Annotated in this window: 16 protein-coding genes; 3 read left to right on the plus strand and 13 right to left on the minus strand. The window is 71.6% G+C overall.

The features are described 5' to 3' along the window. Positions 1–63: 63 nt before the first annotated feature. The 13 genes from BUE45_RS14605 to gatB all read right to left on the minus strand — a co-directional run bounded on the left by BUE45_RS14605 (position 64) and on the right by gatB (position 19130). On the minus strand, positions 64–1461 hold the full coding sequence (locus BUE45_RS14605; RefSeq protein ID WP_073379853.1) for an ABC transporter substrate-binding protein: 1398 nt from the start codon (positions 1459–1461) through the stop codon (positions 64–66). Between the two features lie 70 nt (positions 1462–1531). Next, a complete protein-coding gene (locus tag BUE45_RS14610) occupies positions 1532–2419 on the minus strand; it encodes a carbohydrate ABC transporter permease (protein ID WP_073379854.1) in 888 nt (295 codons plus the stop codon). Further along, positions 2416–3384, minus strand: a complete 969-nt coding sequence (locus tag BUE45_RS14615) for a carbohydrate ABC transporter permease (protein ID WP_245833166.1) — start codon at positions 3382–3384, stop codon at positions 2416–2418. The genes BUE45_RS14610 and BUE45_RS14615 overlap by 4 nt, the downstream gene beginning before the upstream one ends. 299 nt (positions 3385–3683) lie before the next feature. Further along, positions 3684–5300: a citramalate synthase gene (gene cimA / locus BUE45_RS14620; protein ID WP_073379856.1), complete on the minus strand. Its 1617-nt coding sequence runs from the start codon at positions 5298–5300 to the stop codon at positions 3684–3686. A 299-nt stretch (positions 5301–5599) separates the two neighbouring features. Continuing rightward, positions 5600–6724 carry a branched-chain amino acid aminotransferase gene (locus BUE45_RS14625; protein WP_073379857.1) on the minus strand — a complete coding sequence of 375 codons (1125 nt, stop codon included), beginning with the start codon at positions 6722–6724 and terminating at the stop codon, positions 5600–5602. 218 nt (positions 6725–6942) lie between these two features. Then, positions 6943–8004 carry a 3-isopropylmalate dehydrogenase gene (locus BUE45_RS14630; protein WP_073379858.1) on the minus strand — a complete coding sequence of 354 codons (1062 nt, stop codon included), beginning with the start codon at positions 8002–8004 and terminating at the stop codon, positions 6943–6945. Between the two features lie 642 nt (positions 8005–8646). Continuing rightward, a complete protein-coding gene (gene serA / locus BUE45_RS14635) occupies positions 8647–10236 on the minus strand; it encodes a phosphoglycerate dehydrogenase (RefSeq protein WP_073379859.1) in 1590 nt (529 codons plus the stop codon). A gap of 156 nt (positions 10237–10392) precedes the next feature. Continuing rightward, positions 10393–11388: a ketol-acid reductoisomerase gene (gene ilvC / locus BUE45_RS14640; RefSeq protein WP_178378541.1), complete on the minus strand. Its 996-nt coding sequence runs from the start codon at positions 11386–11388 to the stop codon at positions 10393–10395. Between the two features lie 73 nt (positions 11389–11461). Continuing rightward, positions 11462–11986: an acetolactate synthase small subunit gene (ilvN, locus tag BUE45_RS14645; protein WP_073379861.1), complete on the minus strand. Its 525-nt coding sequence runs from the start codon at positions 11984–11986 to the stop codon at positions 11462–11464. Positions 11987–12005: 19 nt separating this feature from the next. Next, positions 12006–13799, minus strand: a complete 1794-nt coding sequence (locus tag BUE45_RS14650; protein WP_281256347.1) for an acetolactate synthase large subunit — start codon at positions 13797–13799, stop codon at positions 12006–12008. A gap of 349 nt (positions 13800–14148) precedes the next feature. Further along, a complete protein-coding gene (locus BUE45_RS14655) occupies positions 14149–14391 on the minus strand; it encodes a hypothetical protein (RefSeq protein ID WP_073379863.1) in 243 nt (80 codons plus the stop codon). Positions 14392–14513: 122 nt separating this feature from the next. Next, positions 14514–17219, minus strand: a complete 2706-nt coding sequence (locus tag BUE45_RS14660) for a putative bifunctional diguanylate cyclase/phosphodiesterase (protein WP_073379864.1) — start codon at positions 17217–17219, stop codon at positions 14514–14516. 414 nt (positions 17220–17633) lie between these two features. Beyond that, positions 17634–19130 carry an Asp-tRNA(Asn)/Glu-tRNA(Gln) amidotransferase subunit GatB gene (gene gatB, locus BUE45_RS14665; RefSeq protein WP_073379865.1) on the minus strand — a complete coding sequence of 499 codons (1497 nt, stop codon included), beginning with the start codon at positions 19128–19130 and terminating at the stop codon, positions 17634–17636. 241 nt (positions 19131–19371) lie between these two features. On the opposite strand from gatB, the gene BUE45_RS14670 reads away from it, so the two are divergent. The 3 genes from BUE45_RS14670 to BUE45_RS33380 all read left to right on the plus strand — a co-directional run. Further along, complete coding sequence (locus tag BUE45_RS14670) at positions 19372–20493, plus strand: thioester domain-containing protein (protein ID WP_073379866.1); 1122 nt, start codon at positions 19372–19374, stop codon at positions 20491–20493. A gap of 383 nt (positions 20494–20876) precedes the next feature. Beyond that, positions 20877–22070, plus strand: coding sequence for a thioester domain-containing protein (locus BUE45_RS14675; RefSeq protein ID WP_073379867.1), 1194 nt, complete (start codon positions 20877–20879; stop codon positions 22068–22070). 295 nt (positions 22071–22365) lie between these two features. Next, positions 22366–23071 (plus strand): thioester domain-containing protein (locus BUE45_RS33380; RefSeq protein WP_245833169.1); only part of this gene is annotated, 706 nt, incomplete at its 3' end.

Below are 23071 nucleotides of genomic sequence, written 5' to 3' on the forward strand. Positions count from 1 at the left end.
CCCGGGCACGCCCGCGGGCCGGGGCGTCGCCCCGGCCCGCGGCTCCGGCCCGGTCGGCGCGGGTCACTCCTCCACGGAGGCGTTGTACTCCTCGATGGGGGTGTTCAGCCGTTCGGCGGCGGCGGCCATGGCCTCCTCCGCCGGGGTGTCGCTGGTGAGGGCGGTCTCCCAGCCCTCCTCGGCGGTGGCGCGCGCCTCCGCCATGACGCCCATCATGCAGCCGGCGGTGTTCTCGTTGATCTCGGAGTCGGCGAGCTGGGCGGCCGCGACGGAGAACTGCGGGAACTCCTCGGCGCGCTCCTGCGCCTCCGGGCCGTCGTAGCCCTCGGTGTTCACGGAGAGGTAGCCGGTCCCGGCGTGCCAGGCGGACTGGGACTCGGGGGTGAGCAGGAACTGCACGAACTCCCAGGAGGCGCGGACCTCCTGCTCGCTGTGGCCCTCGCCGTTGATCCACAGGGAGGCGCCGCCGATGATCGAGCCGCCCGGGTCCCCCTCGGAGACGAGCGGGTAGTACCCGGCGCCCACCTCGAAGTCGGACTGCTCGATGAAGCCGCCCAGGGCGCCGGTGGACTCCAGGGTCATGGCGACGCGGCCCGAGTTGAACGCGGCCTGGGCCTCGTCGGTGTTGCGGCCGATCTGCAGGGCCAGCTCGTCGTCGATCATGCCCTGCCACCACTCGACCAGCTCGACGACCTTCGGGTCGTCGAAGAGCACCTCGGAGGCGCGGCCGCTGCGGCCGTTGGAGTTGTCGCAGTAGGGGGCTCCGGCGCGGGCCATGAACTGCTCGATGAACCAGCCGTAGACGGCGGCGCCGAAGCCGTACTGCACCACGGTGCCGTCGTCGTCCCGGACGGTCAGCTCCTCGGCGGCCTCGCGGATCTGCGCGAGGTCGGCGGGCGGGGAGTCCGGGTCCAGTCCCGCCTCCTCGAAGGCGTCCCGGTTGATGTACATCAGCGGGGTGGAGTTGTTGAACGGGAAGGAGCGCAGGTCGCCGTCGACCGTGAAGTAGTTGAGCAGCGCGGGCTCGACGGAGCCGGTGTCGTAGCCGTCGGCGTCGATGAAGGACTGCGCGGGGACGGTCCGGCCGGAGTCGATCATGAACTGGGTGCCCAGGTCGAAGATCATGATCAGCTCGGCGGTCTCGCCCTGCTGGATGGCCGCGCGGTGGTTGGCCAGGGCGGTGTCGTAGTCGCCCTGGAAGGAGCCGGTGACCTCGACGCGGCCCTCGTTCCGGGCGTTGAAGTCCTCGATGAGGCCGTCGAGGACCTGGCCGTTGGTGGCGTCCATGCTGTGCCAGAACTCGACCTGGACGGCTTCGTCCAGGCCCTCCAGGACGTCCGCGCCGGGGGCGGTGAGGGTGCTGTCACCGCCGCCGCCTCCGGAACAGCCGCTCAGGAGCAGGCCGAGGCCGGTGATCAGCGCGGCGGCACGGACCGTGTGCCGCCGGGGGGAGATGCTCATGCTTCGTCGCTTCCTCTGGTCGGTAAAGGGACCGCTCCCGCGTCCGCGGGGGGCGGTGGATCGGGACCGGCTACTTCACCGCGCCGGCCGTGAGCCCGCGGACGATGAAGCGCTGTCCGAAAATCACGAGGGCGAGGGTGGGCAGGACGGAGAGCGCCGCACCGGCCAGCAGCAGGCCGGGGTTGGAGGCCTCGCCGGTCTTGAGGCTGTTCAGGCCGATCTGGAGGGTCTGCATGTCGGTGCTGCGCGTGATGATCAGCGGCCAGAAGTACATGTTCCAGCTGGTGATGAACACGTAGACGCCGACGGCGGAGAGCGCGGGGCGGCTGAGCGGGACGAGGACCGTCCACAGGAACCGCAGGTGCCCCATGCCGTCCATGCGCGCGGCGTCGTACAGCTCCCGGGGGAACTGCTTGAAGCTCTGGCGCAGCAGGAACGTGCCGAAGGCGTAGGCCAGGAAGGGCATCACCAGGCCGGCGAAGGTGTCGGTGAGGCCCCAGGAGCCGATCGTGAGGTAGTTGGGGATGAAGGTGGCCTCGCCCGGGACCATCAGGGTCGCCAGGAACAGGGCGAACACCACGGCCGACCCGCGAAAGCGCAGGAAGACGAAGGCGTACGCGGCCAGGGACGAGGTGGCCAGCTGGGAGACCGTGATGATGCCCGCCATGAGGAGCGAGTTCCCGTACATCCGCACCAGCGGCACGGCGTTCAGGACCCCGGTGATGTTGTCCGTGTGCAGGCCGGTGGGCAGCAGCGGGGCGGGGAAGCCGGACAGCTCCCGGGGGTCCATGAACGCCCCGACGACCGCGTAGTACAGCGGGAACAGGGTCGGTACCAGGAACACGAGCAGCAGCAGGTAGAGCACCGCGCGGCCGAGCAGGAAGCGCGGGGTGGGCCGGTGGCGGCGCCGGACCGCCGGGGCGGCGGGGGCGGGACCGGCCAGGGGGGCGGCGGTCATGCGTAGTGCACCTTCCGCTCGATGACTCCGAACTGGACCGCGGTGCACACCAGCACCACCAGCAGCAGGACGAGGGCTTGGGCGCTGGCCCGGCCGAAGTCGCTGGTGCTGTAGGCGAAGGCCTCCTCGAAGATCGAGTAGACCAGGGTGGTCGTGGAGCCGCTGGGCCCGCCGCGGGTGAGGATGTGGATCTGCCCGAAGCCCTGGAGGGCGTTGATCGTGGAGATCACGACGAGGAAGAACAGCTGCGGGCCGAGCAGGGGCACGGTGACGTCGCGGGCCAGGCGCACGCCGGTGGCGCCGTCGATGCGGGCGGCCTCGTTGACCTCCCTGGGGATGGACCCGATCCCGGCGGCCAGGACGAGCACCCCGTAGCCGAGGTTCATCCAGACGGTCGTGATGCACACCGACCACAGGGCCATCTCCTGCGAGGTGAGCCAGGGGACCTGGGACAGGCCCAGCCGGTACAGGACGCCGTTGAGCACGCTGTTCCCCGAGCTGTAGAACACCACGAAGATCACCGAGGCGCTGGCCACGGAGAAGGCGAACGGCAGGGCGAAGGCCCCGCGCAGGAAGCGCTGCCCGCGGATGACGCCCTCCAGCAGCAGGACGACCGCGAGCGCGCCGAGCACCCCGGGCACGACCGTGCCGAGCGTGAAGAGCAGGGTGGTGAGCAGGACCCGGCCGAACTCGGGGGAGGCCATCTCGGCGAAGTGGCTGAGGCCCACGAACCGGTTGGGCCGCCCGATGATGTCGTTGCCGTGCATCGACAGGTAGACGGTCCGGCCCAGCGGGTAGGCGAGGAAGAGGGCGAAGACCGCGATGGAGGGGGCCAGGAACGCCCACGCCAGCGCGGTCTCCCGGGTGCGGGGGCGCCGTGGCGGCGCGGTCGCGGGGGACGGCGTGGCCGTGACGGTGCTGGTCACGCCCCCTCCCCGGCCGGTGAGGGTGGTGGGTGAGGACACGTCCCGCAGTCTTGTCCGGGCGGATGACCGGTATCCCGCCGTCGGGAGAACGGTGCGCCAACGGGGGGACGCGGGGCGGTTTCGTCCAAGATCGGTCACCACTCGTCACTTGCCGGTCATCGGAAGTTCACAGTTTCGAGTGGTCCGGGACACAGTGGCTATATCCTTCGCGCCAGGTATCCCTTACCCGTAAGTAAGGTTCCGCCGGTTCTGCCCCCTTCCGGATACGCGACGGGCCCCTCGTCCGGTTTCCTCCGGACGAGGGGCCCGTTCGGCCGCGGCGCGTGGCGGCCCGGCCGTCACGCCCGCCGGTCGCGGGGGTAGCCCTGCCGGAGCAGGCCGTAGTCGAAGGCCTGCTCCAGGGCGACCCAGGAGGCGTCCACGACGTTGGGCCCCACCCCGACCGTCGTCCACTCCCCCGTCCCGTCGCTGAACGTGACGAGCGTGCGGGTGATGGCGTTGGTGCCCGAGCTGCCCTCCAGGATGCGGACCTTGTAGTCCACCAGCTCCAGCCCGGCCAGCGCCGTGTACACGCCCTCCATGGAGGAGCGCAGCGCCCGGTCCAGCGCGTTGACCGGGCCGTTGCCCTCGGCCGTGGCGATGACGCGCTCGCCCTTGACCCGCAGCTTGACGGTCGCCTCGGTCAGGCTCTCGTACGCGCCGAACAGCGGCGCCCCGTCCCGGGGGCGGCGCTCGGTGATGACCCGCCAGGACTCCGTCTCGAAGTAGCGGACCGGCTCGCCCATCTCCTCGCGCAGCAGCAGCTCCAGGGAGGCGTCGGCCGCCTCGAAGCTGTACCCCGACAGCTCCAGGCTCTTGACCCGTTCCACGACCCGCCCCGACAGGGCGCGGTCGCCGGCCAGGTCCAGGCCGAGCTCCTCGGCCTTGAGCTCGATGGACGCGCGTCCGGCCATGTCGGAGACGAGCATGCGCATGGTGTTGCCGACCAGCTCCGGGTCGGTGTGCTGGTACAGGTCCGGGTCGACCTTGATGGCGGAGGCGTGCAGCCCGGCCTTGTGCGCGAACGCCGAGACACCCACGTAGGGGCGGTGCGTGTCGGGGGCCAGGTTGACGATCTCCGCGACGGCGTGCGACACCCGGGTCATCTCCTCCAGGCACCCGGGCGGCAGCACGTCCATGCCGCGCTTGAGCGTGAGGGCGCCCGCCACCGCGAAGAGGTCGGCGTTGCCCACGCGCTCGCCGTAGCCGTTGGCGGTGCACTGCACGTGGGTGGCCCCGGCCTCCACCGCGGCCAGGGTGTTGGCCACCGCGCAGCCGGTGTCGTCCTGGGCGTGCATGCCCAGGCGGGCGCCGGTGGCCTCGCGCACCTCGGTGACGGTGCGGAAGACGTCGTCGGGGAGCATGCCCCCGTTGGTGTCGCACAGGACCACGACGTCGGCCCCGGCACCGGCGGCGGTCCGCACGACGTCGAGGGCGTAGGACGGGTCGTACCGGTACCCGTCGAAGAAGTGCTCGCAGTCCACGAACACGCGCTGGCCGTGTTCTCGCAGGTAGGACACCGTGTCGGCGATCATCGCGAGGTTCTCGTCGAGGGTCGTGCGCAGTGCGCGCTCGACGTGCCGGCCGTCACTCTTGGCGACAAGGGTGACGACCGGCGCGCCGCTGTCGCGCAGCGCGGCCACCATGGGGTCGTCGGCGGCCCGCACACCGGCCCGGCGGGTCGCGCCGAACGCGGTGAGTCGCGCGTGCTTCAGCGAGAGCTCTTGTGAAGCCCGCTGGAAGAACTCGGTGTCCTTGGGGTTCGCCCCCGGCCACCCTCCCTCGATGAACCCCACCCCGAAGTCGTCCAGCAGCTTCGCGATGGCCAGCTTGTCGGAGACCCGGAGGTTGATCCCCTCGCGCTGGGCCCCGTCGCGCAGCGTGGTGTCGAAAACGTGGAAACCGTCGTCCCTCATGGGTGAAACTCCCGAAGGTGGATGCTGTGGTGGGCCGACCCGGACCCGGTCAACAAAAAAGACCCCCCATGGACATGAGAGGTCTGCGCGCCGGCGGGGTCCGTTGTCAGCCGGCGCGCCTCACGATAATGCTCACCTGAGACGGCATGCGGCCAGTGTGCCACAGGAGGACCGCCGCGTCCCTGCTCCCGGGACGATTGTCTCGTCATGTGGGACAGTGATTTCTCCCACCGGACGAACCGGGCGGACGCGAAGGGCCGCCGGGGATCCCCGGCGGCCCTCGTCGTTCCCCGCGGGGGTCACCCCTTGAAGCGGGTCACCCACCCGTGCCCGTCGGGGCGGTGGCCGGTCTGCAGGCCCACCAGCTCCTCGCGCAGGCGCAGGGTGACCGGGCCGGGGGTGCCGTCGCCGACGGTGAACCCGCCGTCGTCGCTCTTGACGAAACCGACCGGGGTGATGACCGCGGCGGTACCGCAGGCGAAGACCTCGGTCAGCTCGCCCGACTCGGCGGCCTCGCGCCACTCGTCGGTGGAGATGGGCTTCTCCTCCGCCGGGATGCCGAGTTCGGGGGCCAGGGTCAGCAGCGACTCGCGGGTGATGCCGGGCAGCAGCGTCCCGGTGAGCGGCGGGGTGCGCAGGCGCGCGTTCTCACCCGAGCCGAACACGAACCACAGGTTCATGCCGCCCATCTCCTCGACCCAGCGGTGCTCGCGGGCGTCCAGCCAGACCACCTGGTCGCAGCCCTTCTCCACGGCCTGCGCCTGGGCCAGGAAGCTGGCCGCGTAGTTGCCCGCGAACTTGGCCGCGCCCGTGCCGCCCGGGGCGGCGCGCGTGAAGTCCTTGGAGAGCCAGACGGTGACCGGCTTGACGCCGCCCGAGAAGTAGGAGCCGACCGGCGAGGCGATGAGCAGGTAGACGTAGGTGCGGGAGGGGTGGTTGACCCCCAGGCCGACGTCCGTGGAGATCATGAACGGCCGCAGGTAGAGGCTGAAGTCGGGCTTGGTCGGGACCCAGTCGCCGTCGTGCTCCAGCAGCAGTTCGATGGACTTCAGGAACAGGTCCTCGGGCAGCTCCGGCATGGCCATGCGGACGGCGCTGCGGTTGAAGCGGGCCGCGTTGGCCTCGGGGCGGAAGGAGGCCAGGGAGCCGTCGGGGTGGCGGTAGGCCTTGAGCCCCTCGAAGATCTCCTGTGCGTAGTGGAGCGCCGAGGTGGCGGGGTCCAGGCTCAGCGGGCCGTAGGGCTCCAGCTTCGCGTCGTGCCACCCCCGGCCCTCGGTGTAGCGGATGCTCACCATGTGGTCGGTGAACACCTGGCCGAACCCCGGACTCTCCAGCAGCGCCTCTCGCTCCTGCGGGGTCTTCCGCCGGTCGGAGAGCTGGATGTCGAACGCCAACCCGCTCGTGGTGGTGTTGTCGTTGGTCATGTCGTCGTCGGTCCTCTCGGATGCATCAGGTCGGCAGCGCCGCCGACCTGGGATCTAGTCTGTCGGAAGAGCGCACCCTGTGCCAGAGCGGGAGCGACGGGCCCGTGACACGGCGAGGGCGCGCCCGGAGGTGTCCGGGCGCGCCCTCACGGCTGTCCGCGATCGCTGTTCCGGTCGGCCGCGCCCTGGTCCTTCGGGGGCAGGGCCGACGCGGGGCGTCAGCCCTGCTCGGCTACTCGCGCGGCGAGGTCGTCGCCGATGCGGGAGGTCGAGCGGGCCTCGCCGGGGGTGCGGGTCTTGAGGTCGGCGGCGACGGCCGCCTCCAGGCGGCGGGCCGCCTCGGGGACGCCGAGGTGGTCGAGCAGCAGGGCGGCCGACAGCACGGTGGCGGTCGGGTCGGCCTTGCCCTGCCCGGCGATGTCGGGGGCCGATCCGTGGACCGGCTCGAACATGCTCGGGAAGGTCCCGCCGGGGTTGATGTTGCCGCTGGCGGCGAGCCCGATGCCGCCGGTGATGGCGGCGCCGATGTCGGTGATGATGTCGCCGAACAGGTTGTCGGTGACGACCACGTCGAACCGGGCGGGCTGGTTGACGAAGAACATCGCGGCCGCGTCGACGTGGCAGTAGTCGACGCAGACCTGCGGGAACTCGGCGCCGACCTCGCGGACGACGCGCTGCCACAGCTCGCCGGCGAAGGTCAGGACGTTGTCCTTGTGCACCAGGGTGAGCTTCTTGCGCGGGCGCTCGGCGGCCTTGGCGAAGGCGAAGCGGACCAGGCGCTCCACGCCGAAGCGGGTGTTGACGCTGTCCTGCGTGGCCACCTCGTGCGGGGTGCCCTTGCGCAGGACGCCGCCGGCCCCGGCGTAGGGCCCCTCGGTGCCCTCGCGGACGACGAGCATGTCGATGTCCTCGGGGGTCGCACCGGCCAGCGGGCTCTCCACGCCGGGGTACAGGCGCACGGGGCGCAGGTTGACGTAGTGGTCGAAGTCGAAGCGCAGGCGGAGCAGCAGGCCGCGCTCCAGGACGCCGCTGGGGACCGTGGGGTCGCCGACCGCGCCCAGGTAGACGGCCTCGTGCCCGGCCAGTTCCGCGGCGACGGAGTCGGGCAGGGTCTCGCCGGTGCGGTGCCAGAGCCGGGCGCCGAGCTCGTACTCGGTGGTCTCGACGGCGAGGTCGTGCCGGGCGGCGGCGACCTCCAGCACCTTGAGGCCCTCGGCGACGACCTCGGGTCCGATCCCGTCGCCGGGGATGACGGCCAGTTTCACCGTGCGCGCTGCCATGCGGCCTGCCTCTGCTCCGATCGCGATCCCACCGGCCATTTCTCACATGGTGAGATCAGAATGAACACTGAATGAGACAACCATACCGGCCCGCACGACCGGCGGCGTCCGGCGCCCCGGCGGTCAGTCGCGCCGGTCCAGGGCGTCCTGGAGCGCGCGCGAGATCTCTTCGTCGACGTCGGAGGCGGACGGGTACTCGACCATGTCGTACATCATGTGGAACTCCGATCGCGGTGCGTGACCGGCCCCGCCCGGGACCTGGCCGGGTGGGCGTGCCGGGCGGATGCCGCGGTCCACGGTGACCGCGTGAGAGACGTGAGGAACCGGAGCGGTGGTCCCGGCGGGTCGCCGGGGCCGTCTCCGCGAGCCCGGGTGGGGGCGGGCGGAGGCGGCGGACGGCGGCGTCGACCGGTGCAGGCGGACGCCGCGGGCTCCTAGGACGACAGAATATCGGATGTCCAACTATGTGGCCAGAGCTTCTCACCATGCGAGACGAATGCGTGTCTTTGCAGTTCACAAAGGCGTGCATTTCACCATGTAACACCCGCTGCCGATGGCCCGGGGCACGGAAAAGGGGGCCGCGCCGTCGGCACGACCCCCTGTGCGCCACGCGGACGGGGCGCGGGGCCCCGTCCCCCGCGGTCAGTCCTCCAGGTCCACCTGGCGGGTCACCGCGGCGTCGATCTCCCCCGCGATCGACGCCAGGACGGCGTCCGGCACCGCGGAGTCGACGGTCAGCGCGATGAGCGCCCGGCCGCCCTCCTGGTTCCGGATCACCTGCATGCCGGCGATGTTGACGTCGGCGTCGCCCAGCAGCGCGCCCACCTTGCCCACGACGCCGGGGCGGTCCTCGTAGGACAGGAACACCATGTGCTCGGCCAGGCCGATCTCCAGGGTGTAGTCGTTGACCTCCACCAGCTTCTCGATCTGGCGGGGGCCGGTGAGCGTGCCCGAGACCGACACCCGGGTGCCGTCGGCCAGCACGCCGCGGACCGCGATGAGGTTGCGCCAGTCGCCGCTCTCGTCGCTGGTGACGAGGTCGACCTCCACGCCGCGCTCCTTGGCCAGCAGCGGGGCGTTGACGAACGTAACCGTGTCCTCGACGACGTCGGCGAACACGCCCTTGAGCGCGGCCAGCTCCAGCACCTTGACGTCGTGGGCGGCGATCTCGCCGCGCACCTCGACGTCGACGCGGCTCGGCAGCGCCCCGGCCAGGGCGGTGAACACCCGGCCCAGCTTCTCGGTGAGCGGCAGGCCCGGCTTGATCTCCTCGGCCACGCCGGTGCCCTGCACGTTGACCGCGTCGGGCACGAACTCGCCCGACAGGGCGAGCTTGACCGAGCGGGCGACCTGGGTGCCCGCCTTCTCCTGCGCCTCGTGGGTGCTGGCGCCCAGGTGCGGGGCCACCACCACGTTCTCGAACTCGAACAGCGGGCTGTCCGTGCACGGCTCCTTGGCGAACACGTCGATGCCCGCCCCCGCGACCCGGCCGTCCTTGATCGCCCGGTACAGCGCGTCCTCGTCCAGGATGCCGCCGCGCGCGGCGTTGATGATCCGCACGCTCGGCTTGACCTTGTGCAGCGCCTCGTCACCGATCAGGCCCAGGGTGTCCTTGTTCTTGGGCAGGTGGATGGTGATGAAGTCGGAGCGGCCGAGCAGGTCGTCGAGCGTGGTCATCTCCACGCCCATCTGCGCGGCGCGCGCGGGCTGCACGAAGGGGTCGTAGGCGATGACGCTGGTGCCGAAGGCCAGCAGGCGCTGGGCGACCAGGGCGCCGATGCGGCCCAGGCCCACGATGCCGACGGTCTTCTCGTACAGCTCCACGCCGGTGTACTTGGACCGCTTCCACTCGCCGTTGACCAGCGCGTTGTGCGCGGGGGCGGTGTTGCGGGCGCTGGCCAGCAGCAGGTTCACGGCCTGCTCGGCGGCGCTGACGATGTTGGAGGTCGGGGCGTTGACCACCAGCACGCCCGCCTTGGTGGCGGCCTCCACGTCCACGTTGTCCAGGCCGACGCCGGCCCGGGCGACCACCTGCAGGCGCGGGGCCGCGGCCAGGGCCTCGGCGTCCACCTTGGTGGCGCTGCGCACGATGAGCGCGTCCACGTCGGCCAGGGCCGGGAGGAGGAGGGAGCGGTCGGCGCCGTCGACGCGGCGCACCTCGAAGTCCTCTTCGAGCAGGGCGATTCCGGCGGGCGAGAGTTCTTCCGCTACGAGTACGGCGGGTTTGGACACAGGGGTTCCTTTTCGGGTGTTGCGTCCCGATTCACGCAGGTCAAGCCCTACCGAGATCGGGTGAGGACGGCCGGAACAAAGTCTACTGCGGGGGTAGGGAAGCCCGAGGGGGGCGGGTGGTCGAAGCCACCCACCCCCCTCTCACCAGGGCTCCGATCAGCCCTTGAGCCAGCTCATCAGCGGGCGCAGCTCGGCGCCCACCTTCTCGATCTGCTCGTTCTGCTCGGCCTCGCGGCGCTTCTTGAACGTCGGCTGCCCGGCGTCGAACTCGTCCATGAGCTCCTTGGCGTAGGAGCCGTCCCGGATCTCGCCCAGGATCTTGCGCATCTCCTCGCGGGTCTGCTCGGTGATCAGGCGCGGGCCGCGGGTGTAGCCGCCGAACTCCGCGTTGTCCGACACCGACCAGTTCATCTTGGAGATGCCGCCCTCGTACATGAGGTCGACGATGAGCTTCAGCTCGTGCAGGCACTCGAAGTAGGCGATCTCCGGCTGGTAGCCCGCCTCGACCAGGGTGGCGAAGCCGGCCTTGACCAGCTCCTCGGTGCCGCCGCACAGGACGACCTGCTCGCCGAACAGGTCGGTCTCGGTCTCCTCCTCGAACGTGGTCTTGATGACGCCGGCCTTGGTGCCGCCGATGCCCTTGGCCCACGAGAGCGCCAGGTCCCAGGCCTGGCCGCTGGCGTCCTTCTCGACCGCGACCAGGCAGGGCACGCCGCGCCCGGCCTCGAACTGGCGGCGGACCAGGTGGCCCGGGCCCTTGGGGGCGACCATGGCCACGTCCACGCCCTCGGGCGCGGTGATGAGCCCGTAGCGGATGCTGAAGCCGTGGCCGAAGAACAGGGCGTTGCCCGGCTCCAGGTTGGGCGCGATCTCCGCGGCGTACAGGTCGCGGTGGATGTGGTCGGGGACCAGGATCATGACGACGTCGGCCTCGCGGGTGGCCTCCGCGGGGCTGAGGACGCGCAGGCCCTCCTCCTCGGCCTTGGCGCGGCTCTTGGAGCCCTCGGCCAGGCCGATCCGCACGTCGACGCCCGAGTCCCGCAGCGACAGCGCGTGGGCGTGGCCCTGGCTGCCGTAACCGATCACGGCGACCTTCTTGCCCTGGATGAGACCGAGGTCCGCGGCGTCGTCGTAGTACATCTGTGCTGCCACTTGGGGTTGCTCCTTGTTCTTCACATTCGTTGGGGGGCGCGGCGGCACCCGGCCGTGTCCGGGTGCCGGATCCTCAGGCGGAGCGGTCGACCGCCCGCAGAGAGCGGTCGGTGATCGACCGCGGCCCGCGTCCCAGGGCGACCAGCCCTGACTTGACCAGTTCCCGGATGCCGAACGGCTCCAGGTTCTTGACCAGGGCATCGAGCTTCTCGGGGTCGCCGGTGGCCTCGATGACGACGACGTCCGGGCTGACGTCCACGACGTGCGCGCGGAACAGCTCGGCCGTCTGAAGCACATGGGTGCGGCTCGACGCGTCGGCCTTGACCTTCACGAGCAGGAGCTCGCGCTGGACCGACGCGGTGGTGTCCATCTCCACGATCTTGACGACGTTGATCAGCTTGTTGAGCTGTTTGGTCACCTGCTCCAAGGGGTGGAGGTCGCAGTTGACCACGATCGTCATCCTGGACAGGCCCGGATACTCGGTGGTGCTGACACTGAGCGAGTCGATGTTGAAACCACGACGGGAAAAGAGGGCGGAGGCGCGGGCGAGGATGCCCGGGGTGTCCTCCACCAGAACGGAAAGCGTGTGGCGGCTCATGGCGGTCGGCCTGCTCCTCTTAGTCCTCATCGTCCCAGCTCGGCGCCATGTCGCGCGCGTACTGGATGTTGTCGTTGCTGACGCCCGGGCCGACCATCGGCCAGACCATGGCGTCGTGGTTCACCGTGAAGTCGACGACGACCGGCACGTCGTTGATGGCCATGGCCTTCTCGATGGTGGCGTCGACGTCCTCGGCGCGCTCGCACCGCAGGCCGACACAACCGTACGCCTCCGACAGCTTGACGAAGTCGGGGATGCGGACCTTCTCGTCGCGGGGGGAGGTCTGGAGGTCGGTGTTGGAGTAGCGGCCCTCGTAGTACAGGGTCTGCCACTGCCGGACCATGCCCAGGTTGCCGTTGTTGACCACGGCGACCTTGACGGGGATGCCCTCGATGGCGCAGGTGGCCAGCTCCTGGTTGGTCATCTGGAAGCAGCCGTCGCCGTCGATCGACCAGACCGCGCGGTCGGGGTCGCCGACCTTGGCCCCCAGCGCGGCGGGGACGGAGAAGCCCATGGTGCCCAGGCCGCCGGAGTTGACGAAAGCGCCGGGGCGCTCGTAGCCGATGAACTGGGCGGCCCACATCTGGTGCTGGCCCACGCCCGCGACGTAGGTGGCCTCGGGGCCGACGACCTTGCCCAGCCGCTCGATGACCATCTGCGGGGACAGGCTGCCGTCCTCGGGGACGTCGTAGCCCTTGGGGTAGGTGTCCTTCAGACGGCCGAGGTGCTGCCACCAGGCGCCGTAGTCCCCGGCCCTGCCCTTCTCCTGGTCGCCGCGGACCGCGACGACGAGGTCGGCCAGCACCTCGCGGCAGTCGCCGACGATGGGGACGTCGGCGTGGCGGTTCTTGGAGATCTCCGCCGGGTCGATGTCGGCGTGGACGATCTTGGCGTCGGGGGCGAAGCTGTCCAGGCGGCCGGTGACGCGGTCGTCGAAGCGGGCGCCCAGGGCGACGATCAGGTCGGCTCGCTGGAGGGAGCCGACCGCGGCGACGTCGCCGTGCATGCCGGGCATGCCCAGGAACTGCGGGTGGCTGTCGGGGAAGACGCCGCGGGCCATCAGCGTGGTGACGACCGGGACGCCGGTCAGCTCGGCCAGGACGCGCAGCTCGGCCGCGGCCCCGGCGCGCAGGACGCCGCCGCCGACGTACAGCACGGGGCGCTTGGCCTCCAGGATCATCCGCGCGGCCTCGCGGACCTGCTTGCCGTGGGGCTTGGTGACCGGCCGGTAGCCGGGCAGCTCCAGGCGCTCGGGCCAGACGAAGTCCGCCCCGGCCTGGAGGGCGTCCTTGGAGATGTCGACCAGGACCGGCCCGGGACGCCCGCTGGAGGCGATGTGGAAGGCCTCCGCGATGGTGCGCGGGATCTCGCGCACGTCCTTGACCAGGAAGTTGTGCTTGGTGATCGGCATCGTGATGCCGCAGATGTCCGCCTCCTGGAAGGCGTCCGTACCGATCATGGGAGCGGCGACCTGGCCGGTGATGGCGACCATCGGGACCGAGTCCATGTAGGCGTCGGCCAGCGGGGTGACCAGGTTGGTCGCGCCCGGGCCGCTGGTCGCCATGCAGACCCCGGGGCGCCCGGTGGCGTAGGCGTAGCCCTCGGCGGCGTGACCCGCGCCCTGCTCGTGGCGCATGAGGATGTGGCGCACCTTCGCGGAGTCGTAGAGGGGGTCGTAGGCGGGGAGGATGGCGCCCCCGGGAATCCCGAAGACGGTGTCGACACCGACCTGCTCCAGCGACCTGATCAGCGATTGTGCGCCGGTCATCTGCTCGGTCATCTCAAGATCCTTAGCGAGGGCCCAGAGCGGCACGGATGCTCTGGTCTTTGGTGGGTCTGACTCTTCACGGCCTGGTCCGGCAATAAAAAAACCCCCACCGCCCGGTGGCGGTCGAGGGGTGGCGCGCAGCAGAAGCGACTCAGTGGGCTGCGCGCCGACCAAGTACGAGAATGAGGGAGTTGCTCTTCACCCTCCCAACCTTGGCCGAAGACCCGGCCGCCCGTCAACCAGAACTTCATATTGTCCCGAATGATGAGACGCCGATGTCAGCATGCGACCGCACCGGGGCTCCGCGCCCCCCTGCGAGCGGCCCGGGGAGCGGAAAGCCCCCGCCACGTGTAACGCAGAACACGTGGCGGGGGCGCGGCGGTCCGCTCGCCGGTCAGGCCCGGCCCTGCCCGCCGAAAACGTCCTCGGCCCGCTCGGCGCCGACCGCGCGGCCCAGCCAGACGTCCAGCAGGTCGGGCTCGGTCGCGTCCTCGATCCGCCTGCGGACCTCCTCCGAGACCTCGATCCCCCGGGCCCCGAGCACCGTGAGCAGGGCCTCCGCCTTGCCCTCGGCCTTGCCCTCGCGGAAGAGGCGTCCGACGAACTCGGTCTTGAACTCGTAGTCCTTCAGCTGCATGAGCGTCTCCAGGATTCCGGGGGCCGTGGCTCCGGCGGGAGGGCATGACGGAAAAGTAGCGGTCGGATCGGCATTCCCGCAGGTGAAAGACCTTATTTCCGCATTAGGTACGAATTGCGGCCCTAGAGGTTGGCGCCGGCCTCGCCGCCGACGAGGGACTCCACGCCGGAGGCGGCCATGGGGCGGGCGACCAGGAAGCCCTGGCCGTGGTCGCAGCCCATCGCGCGCAGCTGCTCCAGCTGCTCGGGGCGCTCGATGCCCTCGGCCACCACCTGGACCCCCAGGTCCCGGCCGAGCTGGATGATCGTGTGCGTGAGCAGCGTGACCGTGTCGTCGCGGCCCAGGTCGGCGATGAACGACGGGTCGATCTTGATGGCGTCCACGCTCAGCCTGCGCAGGTGCGCCAGCGAGGCGTACCCCATCCCGTAGTCGTCCACGGCCAGCTGCACGCCCAGCCCGCGCAGCTCCGCCAGGGGCTGCACCGCCTCGCCGCCGCCGTCGAGCAGGACGTCCTCGTCCACCTCCAGGGTGAGCACCTCCGCGGACAGCCCCGAGTCGGCGAGCACCGCCTCCACCGTCTCCACGAAGCGCGGCGACAGCACCTGCTTGACGGAGAGGTTCACCGACAGCCCGATGTCCCAGTCCGACACCCGCCACACCGCGACCTTCTCGCAGGCCTCCCGCAGGATCCACTCCCCCAGCGGGACGATCAGCCCGGACTCCTCGGCGGCGCCCAGGAACCCGTCCGGGCCCACCACCTCGCCGTCCCGGTTCCAGCGCACCAGGGCCTCCACCGAGGTCACCTGGGACGAGCCCAGGTCCACGATGGGCTGGTACTCCAGGAAGAACTCCCCCTCGGCCAGCGCCCGGCGCAGCCGGATCTGGAGTTCCAGGCGGGAGACCACCGTGTCGTGCATGTGCGCCGCGTACACCTCGACGTTGCCCGGCCCGCGCTCCTTGGCGCGGGTCAGCGCCACGTCGGCGTTGCGCAGCAGGTCGCCGCTGTCGGTGTCCTCCTCGGCGAACGCCACGCCCAGGCTGGCCGTGAGCACCAGCTCCCGGTCCGCCACCTGGAACGGCTCGGAGGCGATCACCCGGCCCAGCCGCTCGGCCAGGTCCACCACCCGCTGCGCCCGCGGGATGCCCTCGATGAGGACCGCGAACTCGTCGCCGCCCCAGCGCGCCAGGGTCGCCCCCGGCTCCAGCTCCCCGCGCATCCTGCGCGCCGCCTGCGCCAGCAGGTGGTCGCCGCGCACGTGCCCCGCGGAGTCGTTGACAGCGGTGAACCCGTCCAGGTCCAGGAAGAGCACGGCGATGTCCCCGGTGGGCTCGTCGCTGATCGCCCGGTGCGCGAGCACGTCGCTGGCCCGCTCCTCCAGGTAGGAGCGGTTGGGCAGCCCCGTCACCCCGTCGTGGAAGGTCAGGTGCTCGACCTCGTCCTGGAGCGCCACCTGGGCGCTGATGTCGCGGGTGGTCACCAGCAGCCGGTCCGGGTCGCCGGGCTGCTCGTACAGCGACACCGTGGACTCGGTGTGCCGCCAGGTGCCGTCCGCGGCGCGGACCCGCAGCCGCAGGTGGACGCCCTGGCCGTCGCGCTCGTCGAACAGCGCGGTGACCGCCTCGGTGCGGTCCATGTCCTCGGGATGGATCAGCGCCGTCACCGGGGCGGCGAGCACGTCCTCCAGCCGGTACCCGAAGGCCTCGGCGGTGCCCGGGCTGACGTAGGACACGCCGCCGTCGCGGTCCAGCACCAGGATGACGTCGCCGCTGTTGCGGGCCAGCTCGTGGAAGTGGCCCTCGCGGTTGCGCACCATCCGGGTGAGGGTCGCGTTCTCCTCCAGCATCCCGAGGATGCGCACCAGCAGCACCACCACCGCGGTCCCCGCCGCCAGCGGCAGCACCGGGGCCACCCCCGGCAGGCGCAGGCCCGCCACCGTGAGCACCACCGCGGCGACCGCGACCGCGCCCACCGCGGCCAGCTCCGGGGCGAACCGGTACAGCCCCCGGCCGGTGATCTTGCGCGGCCGGGCGCCGGGCCGGTGCTCCACCAGCCACGGCAGCGCGCCCATGAGCGCGAACCCGAGGAAGCGCAGCGGGTGCTCCAGCCCGCCCGCCACCGGGGGGCCGGTCAGGCGGGTGATGGCGCCGACCATGTCCGCGGCGGCGATGACGATGAGCGCGCCGATCGCCATCAGCACCGCGCGGCGGGTGCTGTGCGGCGACATGAAGACCAGCGGGACCAGCAGGCACAGCACCGCGATGTCGGCGACCGGGTACACCAGGGCGAACCCCAGCACCCCCGACCCCTCGCCCAGTTCGTCGTACAGGGGCGAGAACAGCAGCAGCCACACCATGGAGAACACGGCGGCGGCGCACACGTAGCTGTCGGTGATGTGCCGCAGGGCGGTGCGCAGGCCGCCCGGCCACGGGGCGAAGCGGGTGAAGCCCACCACGAACAGGGGCAGCGCGGCCAGGGCGAAGAGGTCGCCCAGGGTCAGGGACAGCACGGAGCCGGAGCTGAGCACCCGGGTGATGCCGTGGGTGACGCCGCCCGCGCACCAGGCGAGCGCGGCGAAGCCGAGGTTGCGCAGCGCGGCGGGGCCGTCGGCACCGTCGGCGTGGGCCTCCCGGTCGGCCCCGGTCGCCGCCCAGCGGCGCGAGGCCAGCAGCAGCGAGGCGCCGGCGATGCCGGCCGCCGCCGAGGCGGGCCACTCGCCGAGCAGGGAGGCGACGGTGCCCTCCCCCACGGGGACCAGCGTGGCCGCGACGTAGACGAGGAACAGGACGACGAGCCCGACGACCGACAGGCGGCGTGCCCGGGTTCCCATCACAGACCTCCCAGTGGGCGCGCCGTGGATTCCGCGGGGGGTCACCGCGGTCACGTTCTCTCCTCGGACATGGAGCACCCACCTCGCGTTCTGACGATTCCGGGCGCGCGGGGGCGTCCGGCGCGCGGACCGACGATCTCGCGGGACCTGGACGGACCGGTGGCCGAACGGTCTCCGTCGACCGCGGCACCACCGTGCGTTCGCAACCCTACGCAACCAAGGTCACATGGCGATTGAGGACCGGACGAGAGATGAAGACGGAGTCGTCACCCGACGTGACCGCGGACGCCCGGGGCCCGGATGCTCACAGGATGCGCCGCGGCTCCCCTCCCGGAGCCGCGACACACCCAGAACCCTAGGGGATGCGGGACGGGCACCGTCCCGGGCCCGGCGTGGCGCCGGGCACACGCCGTGTCAGGAGGCGCCGAGCCGCTCCAGGATGAGCTGCCGGGCGCGCCCGGCGTCGGCCTGGCCACGGGTCGCCTTCATGACCGCGCCCACCAGCGCCCCGGCGGCGGCGACCTTGCCGCCGCGCACCTTGTCGGCGGCGTCGGGGTCGGCGGCGATGGCGGCGTCGACGGCCGCGCCCAGCGCGCCGTCGTCGCTGACGACCTTCAGTCCTCGGGCCTCCACGACCGCGTCGGGCTCGCCCTCGCCGGCCAGCACGCCCTCGACGACCTGGCGGGCCAGCTTGTTGGTGAGCGTGCCCTCGGCGACCAGGGCGATGATCCGAGCGACCTGGGCGGGGGTGACCGGCAGGGCGGACAGCTCCACCTCCTGCTCGGTGGCGCGGCGGGACAGCTCGTTCAGCCAGAGCTTGCGGGCCTCGGCCGAGGGCGCCCCGGCGGCGACGGTCGCCTCCACCAGCTCGACCGCGTCGGCGTTGACCAGGTCGCGCAGCTCGGTGTCGCTCAGGTCCCACTCCGCGCGGATGCGGGCCCGCTTGGCGGCGGGCAGCTCCGGCAGGGTGGCGCGCAGCTCCTCGATCCACTCCGCGGACGGGGCGACCGGCACCAGGTCGGGGTCCGGGAAGTACCGGTAGTCCTGCGCCTCCTCCTTGCTGCGGCCGGAGACGCTGGCACCGGTGTGCTCCTGGAAGTGGCGGGTCTCCTGCACGACCCTGCCCCCCGCGTCCAGCACGCCGGCCTGCCGCTCGACCTCGGAGCGGACGGCGCGCTCGACCGAGCGCAGGGAGTTGACGTTCTTGGTCTCGCTGCGGGTGCCCCAGGCGTCGGCGCCGCGCTCGTTGATGGAGACGTTGACGTCGCAGCGCATGGAGCCCTCCTCCATGCGGACGTCGGAGATGCCCAGGGAGCGGACCAGGTCGCGCAGCTCGGCGGCGTAGGCGCGGGCGACCAGCGGGGCGAGCCCCCCGGTGCCGGTGATCGGCTTGGTGACGATCTCCAGCAGCGGGATGCCCGCGCGGTTGTAGTCGACGATGGAGTACTCGGCACCGTGGATGCGGCCGGTGGCCCCGCCCACGTGGGAGGTCTTGCCGGTGTCCTCCTCCATGTGGACGCGCTCGATCTCCACCCGGAACTCGCGCGGGCCCTCGGGGGTGTCGACGGTCACGTCGAGGTGCCCGTCGACGCAGATCGGCTCGTCGTACTGGGAGATCTGGTAGTTCTTCGGCATGTCCGGGTAGAAGTAGTTCTTCCGGGCGAACCGGCCCCAGGGGGCGACGGAGCAGTTCAGCGCCAGGCCCAGGCGGATGGCGCCCTCGACGGCCTTGGCGTTGACCACCGGCAGGGAGCCGGGCAGCGCGAGGCAGACCGGGCAGACCTGGGTGTTGGGCTCCGCGCCGAACCCGGTGGGGCAGGAGCAGAACATCTTCGAAGCGGTACCCAGCTCGATGTGGGTCTCCAGACCGAGCACCGGCTCGTACTTGGCCAGCGCCTGTTCGTAGGCCACCGGGCCGCCGTTCGTGGTAGGAGTCACCGCGTGGGCCATCGCCGCAAACCCGTTTCCGTAGAGGACATACCTTCCTGGTCAGCCTACCGAGCGCCCGGGGGTGGCCCGGCCGGAGCCGGATGTCACGTGATGCGCACGATCAGGCCACTGTAGAGGTGTCACCCGGTCACCCACGGTGCCGCACCGTTAGTCTGATCAGTCCCAGGAGACGATTTCGCCAGGCCGAGCACGGGAGCTGCAGATGGGCGTCCTGCGTCGGTGCGCGGCGCTGCTTTCCTCGGTCGTCCTCACCGCGACGCTGGCCGGCACCCCGGCCGCCCTCGCCGACGACTTCTCCCGCGTGGACCGCGACCCCGTGGCCGGGGCGGACCTGGTCCCCGCCGGCGGGGAGCCGGTGGCGACGGCGCTCTACAGCCTGCGGGTGGGCGGCGAGGACTCCGTGCGCGCCTACACCGCCTCACCCGACGACGAGGTCCGCCGCCGTGCGGCCTACGTGGAGTCGGGCTGGTCCGACACCCCCGCGCGGGACGCGGAGCGGGCGCGCTGGATCGTCTCCCACTCCTATCCCAACCGGGACCTGCTGTCCCTGGGCCTGGACACGGGGCTGCCGCTGCGGGAGGACCAGGCGATCGCCGGCACCCAGGCCGCGCTCTGGCGGGTGCTGTCGGGCACCGAGCCCGACCGGGAGGCCAACGACGGGGCCGTCCTGGCGCTGTACGACCACCTGGTCGAGGGCGGCGCCCTGCCGCCGGGGCCGCGTCCGCTGACCGTGGAGCCGGGCCACGTCGAGGCGACCGCCCCCGACGGGCCGCTGGGACCGCTGGCCGTGGCGAGTACCGGCGACGGCCCGCTCAAGGTGTCGGTCAACGGCGCGCCCGCCTCCTGGCTGGTGGACGCCGACGGCCGCCGCACCGCCCAGGCCTCGCACGGCGACGAGCTGTACCTGGACGTGAGCCCCTCCGTCCCGGCCGGGGTGGTCACCCTCCAGGTCCGCGGCGAGGACCTGCCGCTGGAGGAGGGGAGCCTGTTCACCGGCCGCGACGGGGTGCGCACCCGGCCGCTGGTGACCGCCGAGCCCGGCGAGGCGACGATCACCACCACGGCGACGATCACCTGGCGGGCCCCGTCACCGGAGCCGAGCCAGGAGCCCGAAACCCCGTCCGAAACCCCGGAGCCGTCACCGGCCACGCCGCTCGCGGAGGTGGCCGCGAGTCCGGAGGCCTCACCCTCCGAGACGGACCGAATCCCGGAGGACGACCTGGCCGCGACGGGCACCTGGCTGTCCGGCCTGCTGGTCATCGCGGGCGCCCTGGTGGTATCAGGCCTGATCATCCTGGTTCTGGGCCGCAAACGACGCGAGTGACCCCGACTTCGTTGCATAACATGTGGCCATAATGCGGCTTTTTTTCGCGCGGATTTTTTCTAGCCCGTATCTCGTCACATTTTTCGCGAACCGGGTTGGAAGTACGGAACCGGATCGCTAGTATCGGGCGGGCGATCGACCTTGTGCGGCGTGCCGGAGGCCCGCCACCCGCGAGACGGCTTCAGCCCGGGACCGGGACGCATCGCGCCCCCGCCACCCCACGGCTCCACCGCCTGTCCTCGACGTGGCACACCCCCGACCCGGACACGCACGTGAAGCGGCCCCGTAACCGTCCGTCCTTCGCAATGGACCACCACCGCGGTCCCCTTCCGCGGCACGATCCGTTTCCATCCGGTTACCCCTAGAAGACACCGGGATACGACTTGACTCAGATCTCCCTCCCCCGTACCGCCGGTCGCGCGGGCCTGGCGGCCTCCGCCGCCGCCCTCCTCGCCTTCGGCATCGCCGCTCCCGCCGCCGCCGAGACGGTGCGCGGCGAATACACCCGCAACGCCGCGACCGGTTCCTCCGTCCGGATGGACGGCCAGAACGTCGGGACGAACCTCTTCAACCTGCGTCTCGAAGACGGCACCGAGCTCACGATGTACTGCATCGACCTGCAGACCAGCATCCGTGGCGGCGCCTGGTACGTCGAGGACGCCTGGGACACCTATGAGGGCAAGGGCGACTTCAAGGAGCCCGCCAAGATCCACTGGATCCTCCAGAACGCGTACCCGCGCGTGAGCGCCGCCGACCTGGCCTCCGCGGCCGGTATCGGCTCGCTGAACGACAAGGACGCCCTCGCCGCCACCCAGGCCGCGATCTGGCACTTCAGCAACGGCGCCGACCTGACCCGCGGCAGCGACGCGGTCACGGCCGTCTACGACTACCTGGTCGAGAACGCCCAGGACCTGCCGCAGACCTCCGAGCCCGACGCGACCCTGAGCGTCACCCCGGGTTCGGCCGAGGGCGAGGCCGGCTCCCGGATCGGCGAGTTCACCATCGAGACCAGCGCCGCCTCCGTGCCGGTCACCGTCCAGGCCCCCGAGGGCGTGGAGCTGGTCGACCTGGAGACCGGCGAGGCCGTCTCCGCCGTCGAGAACGGCGACAAGGTCGGCTTCGAGGTCCCCGCCGGCACCGAGCCCGGCGAGGCCTCCTTCAGCCTGGAGACCACCGCCGAGGTCGCCACCGGCCGCCTGTTCCGCGGCGCCGAGGGCGAGTCCGCGACCCAGACCCTGATCACGGCCGAGGGCGGCGAGACCAAGGTCTCCGCCTCCGCCTCCGCCACCTGGACCGCCGGCGGCGGCGAGGAGCCCAGCCCCGAGCCGACCCCGTCCGAGGAGCCCAGCGAGCCGACCTCCCCGGAGCCGTCCCCGACCCCGTCCGAGGAGCCCAGCGAGCCGACCTCGCCGAAGCCGACCCCTCCGGGCGATGACCAGAACGAGCCGAGCCTGCCGGTCACCGGCGGCGCCCTGGCCGGCCTGGTCGCCGCGGGCATCGCCGCCCTCGGCGCCGGCGGCGGCGCGATCTACCTGAGCCGCAAGCGCAAGGCGGCCGGCACCTCCACCGAGGGCTGAGCCCAGCCCCTGAGGTGACCCCCGGAGAGCCCCCTTCCGATTCCGGAAGGGGGCTCTTCCCTGTGCACCGTTCGCCCGACCTGCGCGTCTTCTTCGCAGGGGCCGCGAACCGTGCCCCGGGACCCGCGGCACCACCGCACCCGCGGCTCGGTGGGGACACCCCCTATCGCTAATATCGGTCATGCGGCAATCGCCGCCTCCCCGCTCGCACCCCTCACGGTGATCCTCCGGCCGTACGGGCGTCCCCGCATCCCCGGCTCCACGCGGACAGCACCACAGAACCCAAGGAAAAGACGTGACGAACGTGTCCATCCCCCGTGCCTTCGGGCGCACGACCGTCGCCGCCGGCGCGGCCGCGCTCCTCGCCCTCGGCCTGGCCGCCCCCGCGGCCGCCGACAACGCCGTCCGCGCCCAGTACACGGGCACGACCGGCCCCGACAGGGTTCAGATCACGATGGACGGCCAGAACGTCGGTGCCACGATGTTCCAGCTCACGCTGGAGGGCGGGGACACCCTCGGCGCGTACTGCATCGACCTGGAGACGAGCACCCGGAACAACGCCTGGTACGTCGAGGACGCCTGGGCGAACTACCCCGGCAAGGGCGACTTCACCGCACCGGGCAAGGTCCACTGGATCCTTCAGAACAGCTACCCGACGGTCCCCGCCCGGACGCTCGGGCAGGAGGTCGACCTGCCCCGCCTGTCCGAGGCCGACGCCATGGCCGCCACCCAGGCCGCCATCTGGCACTTCACCAACGGCGCCGACCTGGGGCGCGCCCCGGGCAACGTCACCAGGGTCTACCGCCACCTGGTCGACAGCGCGCAGGACCTGCCCCAGGAGCCCGGCCCCTCGCTGACCGTCACCCCGGGTTCGGCCGAGGGCGAGGCCGGCTCCCGGATCGGTGGGTTCACCATCGAGACCAGCGCCGCCTCCGTGCCGGTCACCGTCCAGGCCCCCGAGGGCGTGGAGCTGGTCGACCTGGAGACCGGCGAGGCCGTCT

The organism is Nocardiopsis flavescens (genome assembly GCF_900141985.1).
Taxonomy (GTDB): domain Bacteria; phylum Actinomycetota; class Actinomycetes; order Streptosporangiales; family Streptosporangiaceae; genus Nocardiopsis; species Nocardiopsis flavescens.

Excerpts from the sequence above, each read along its gene's own strand:
- BUE45_RS14605 (WP_073379853.1), bottom strand. The coding sequence starts at position 1,461 with ATGAGCATCTCCCCCCGGCGGCACACGGTCCGTGCCGCCGCGCTGATC.
- BUE45_RS14610 (WP_073379854.1), bottom strand. The coding sequence starts at position 2,419 with ATGACCGCCGCCCCCCTGGCCGGTCCCGCCCCCGCCGCCCCGGCGGTC.
- cimA (WP_073379856.1), bottom strand. The coding sequence starts at position 5,300 with ATGAGGGACGACGGTTTCCACGTTTTCGACACCACGCTGCGCGACGGG.
- BUE45_RS14625 (WP_073379857.1), bottom strand. The coding sequence starts at position 6,724 with ATGACCAACGACAACACCACCACGAGCGGGTTGGCGTTCGACATCCAG.
- BUE45_RS14630 (WP_073379858.1), bottom strand. The coding sequence starts at position 8,004 with ATGGCAGCGCGCACGGTGAAACTGGCCGTCATCCCCGGCGACGGGATC.
- ilvN (WP_073379861.1), bottom strand. The coding sequence starts at position 11,986 with ATGAGCCGCCACACGCTTTCCGTTCTGGTGGAGGACACCCCGGGCATC.
- BUE45_RS14655 (WP_073379863.1), bottom strand. The coding sequence starts at position 14,391 with ATGCAGCTGAAGGACTACGAGTTCAAGACCGAGTTCGTCGGACGCCTC.
- BUE45_RS14660 (WP_073379864.1), bottom strand. The coding sequence starts at position 17,219 with ATGGGAACCCGGGCACGCCGCCTGTCGGTCGTCGGGCTCGTCGTCCTG.
- BUE45_RS14670 (WP_073379866.1), top strand. The coding sequence starts at position 19,372 with ATGGGCGTCCTGCGTCGGTGCGCGGCGCTGCTTTCCTCGGTCGTCCTC.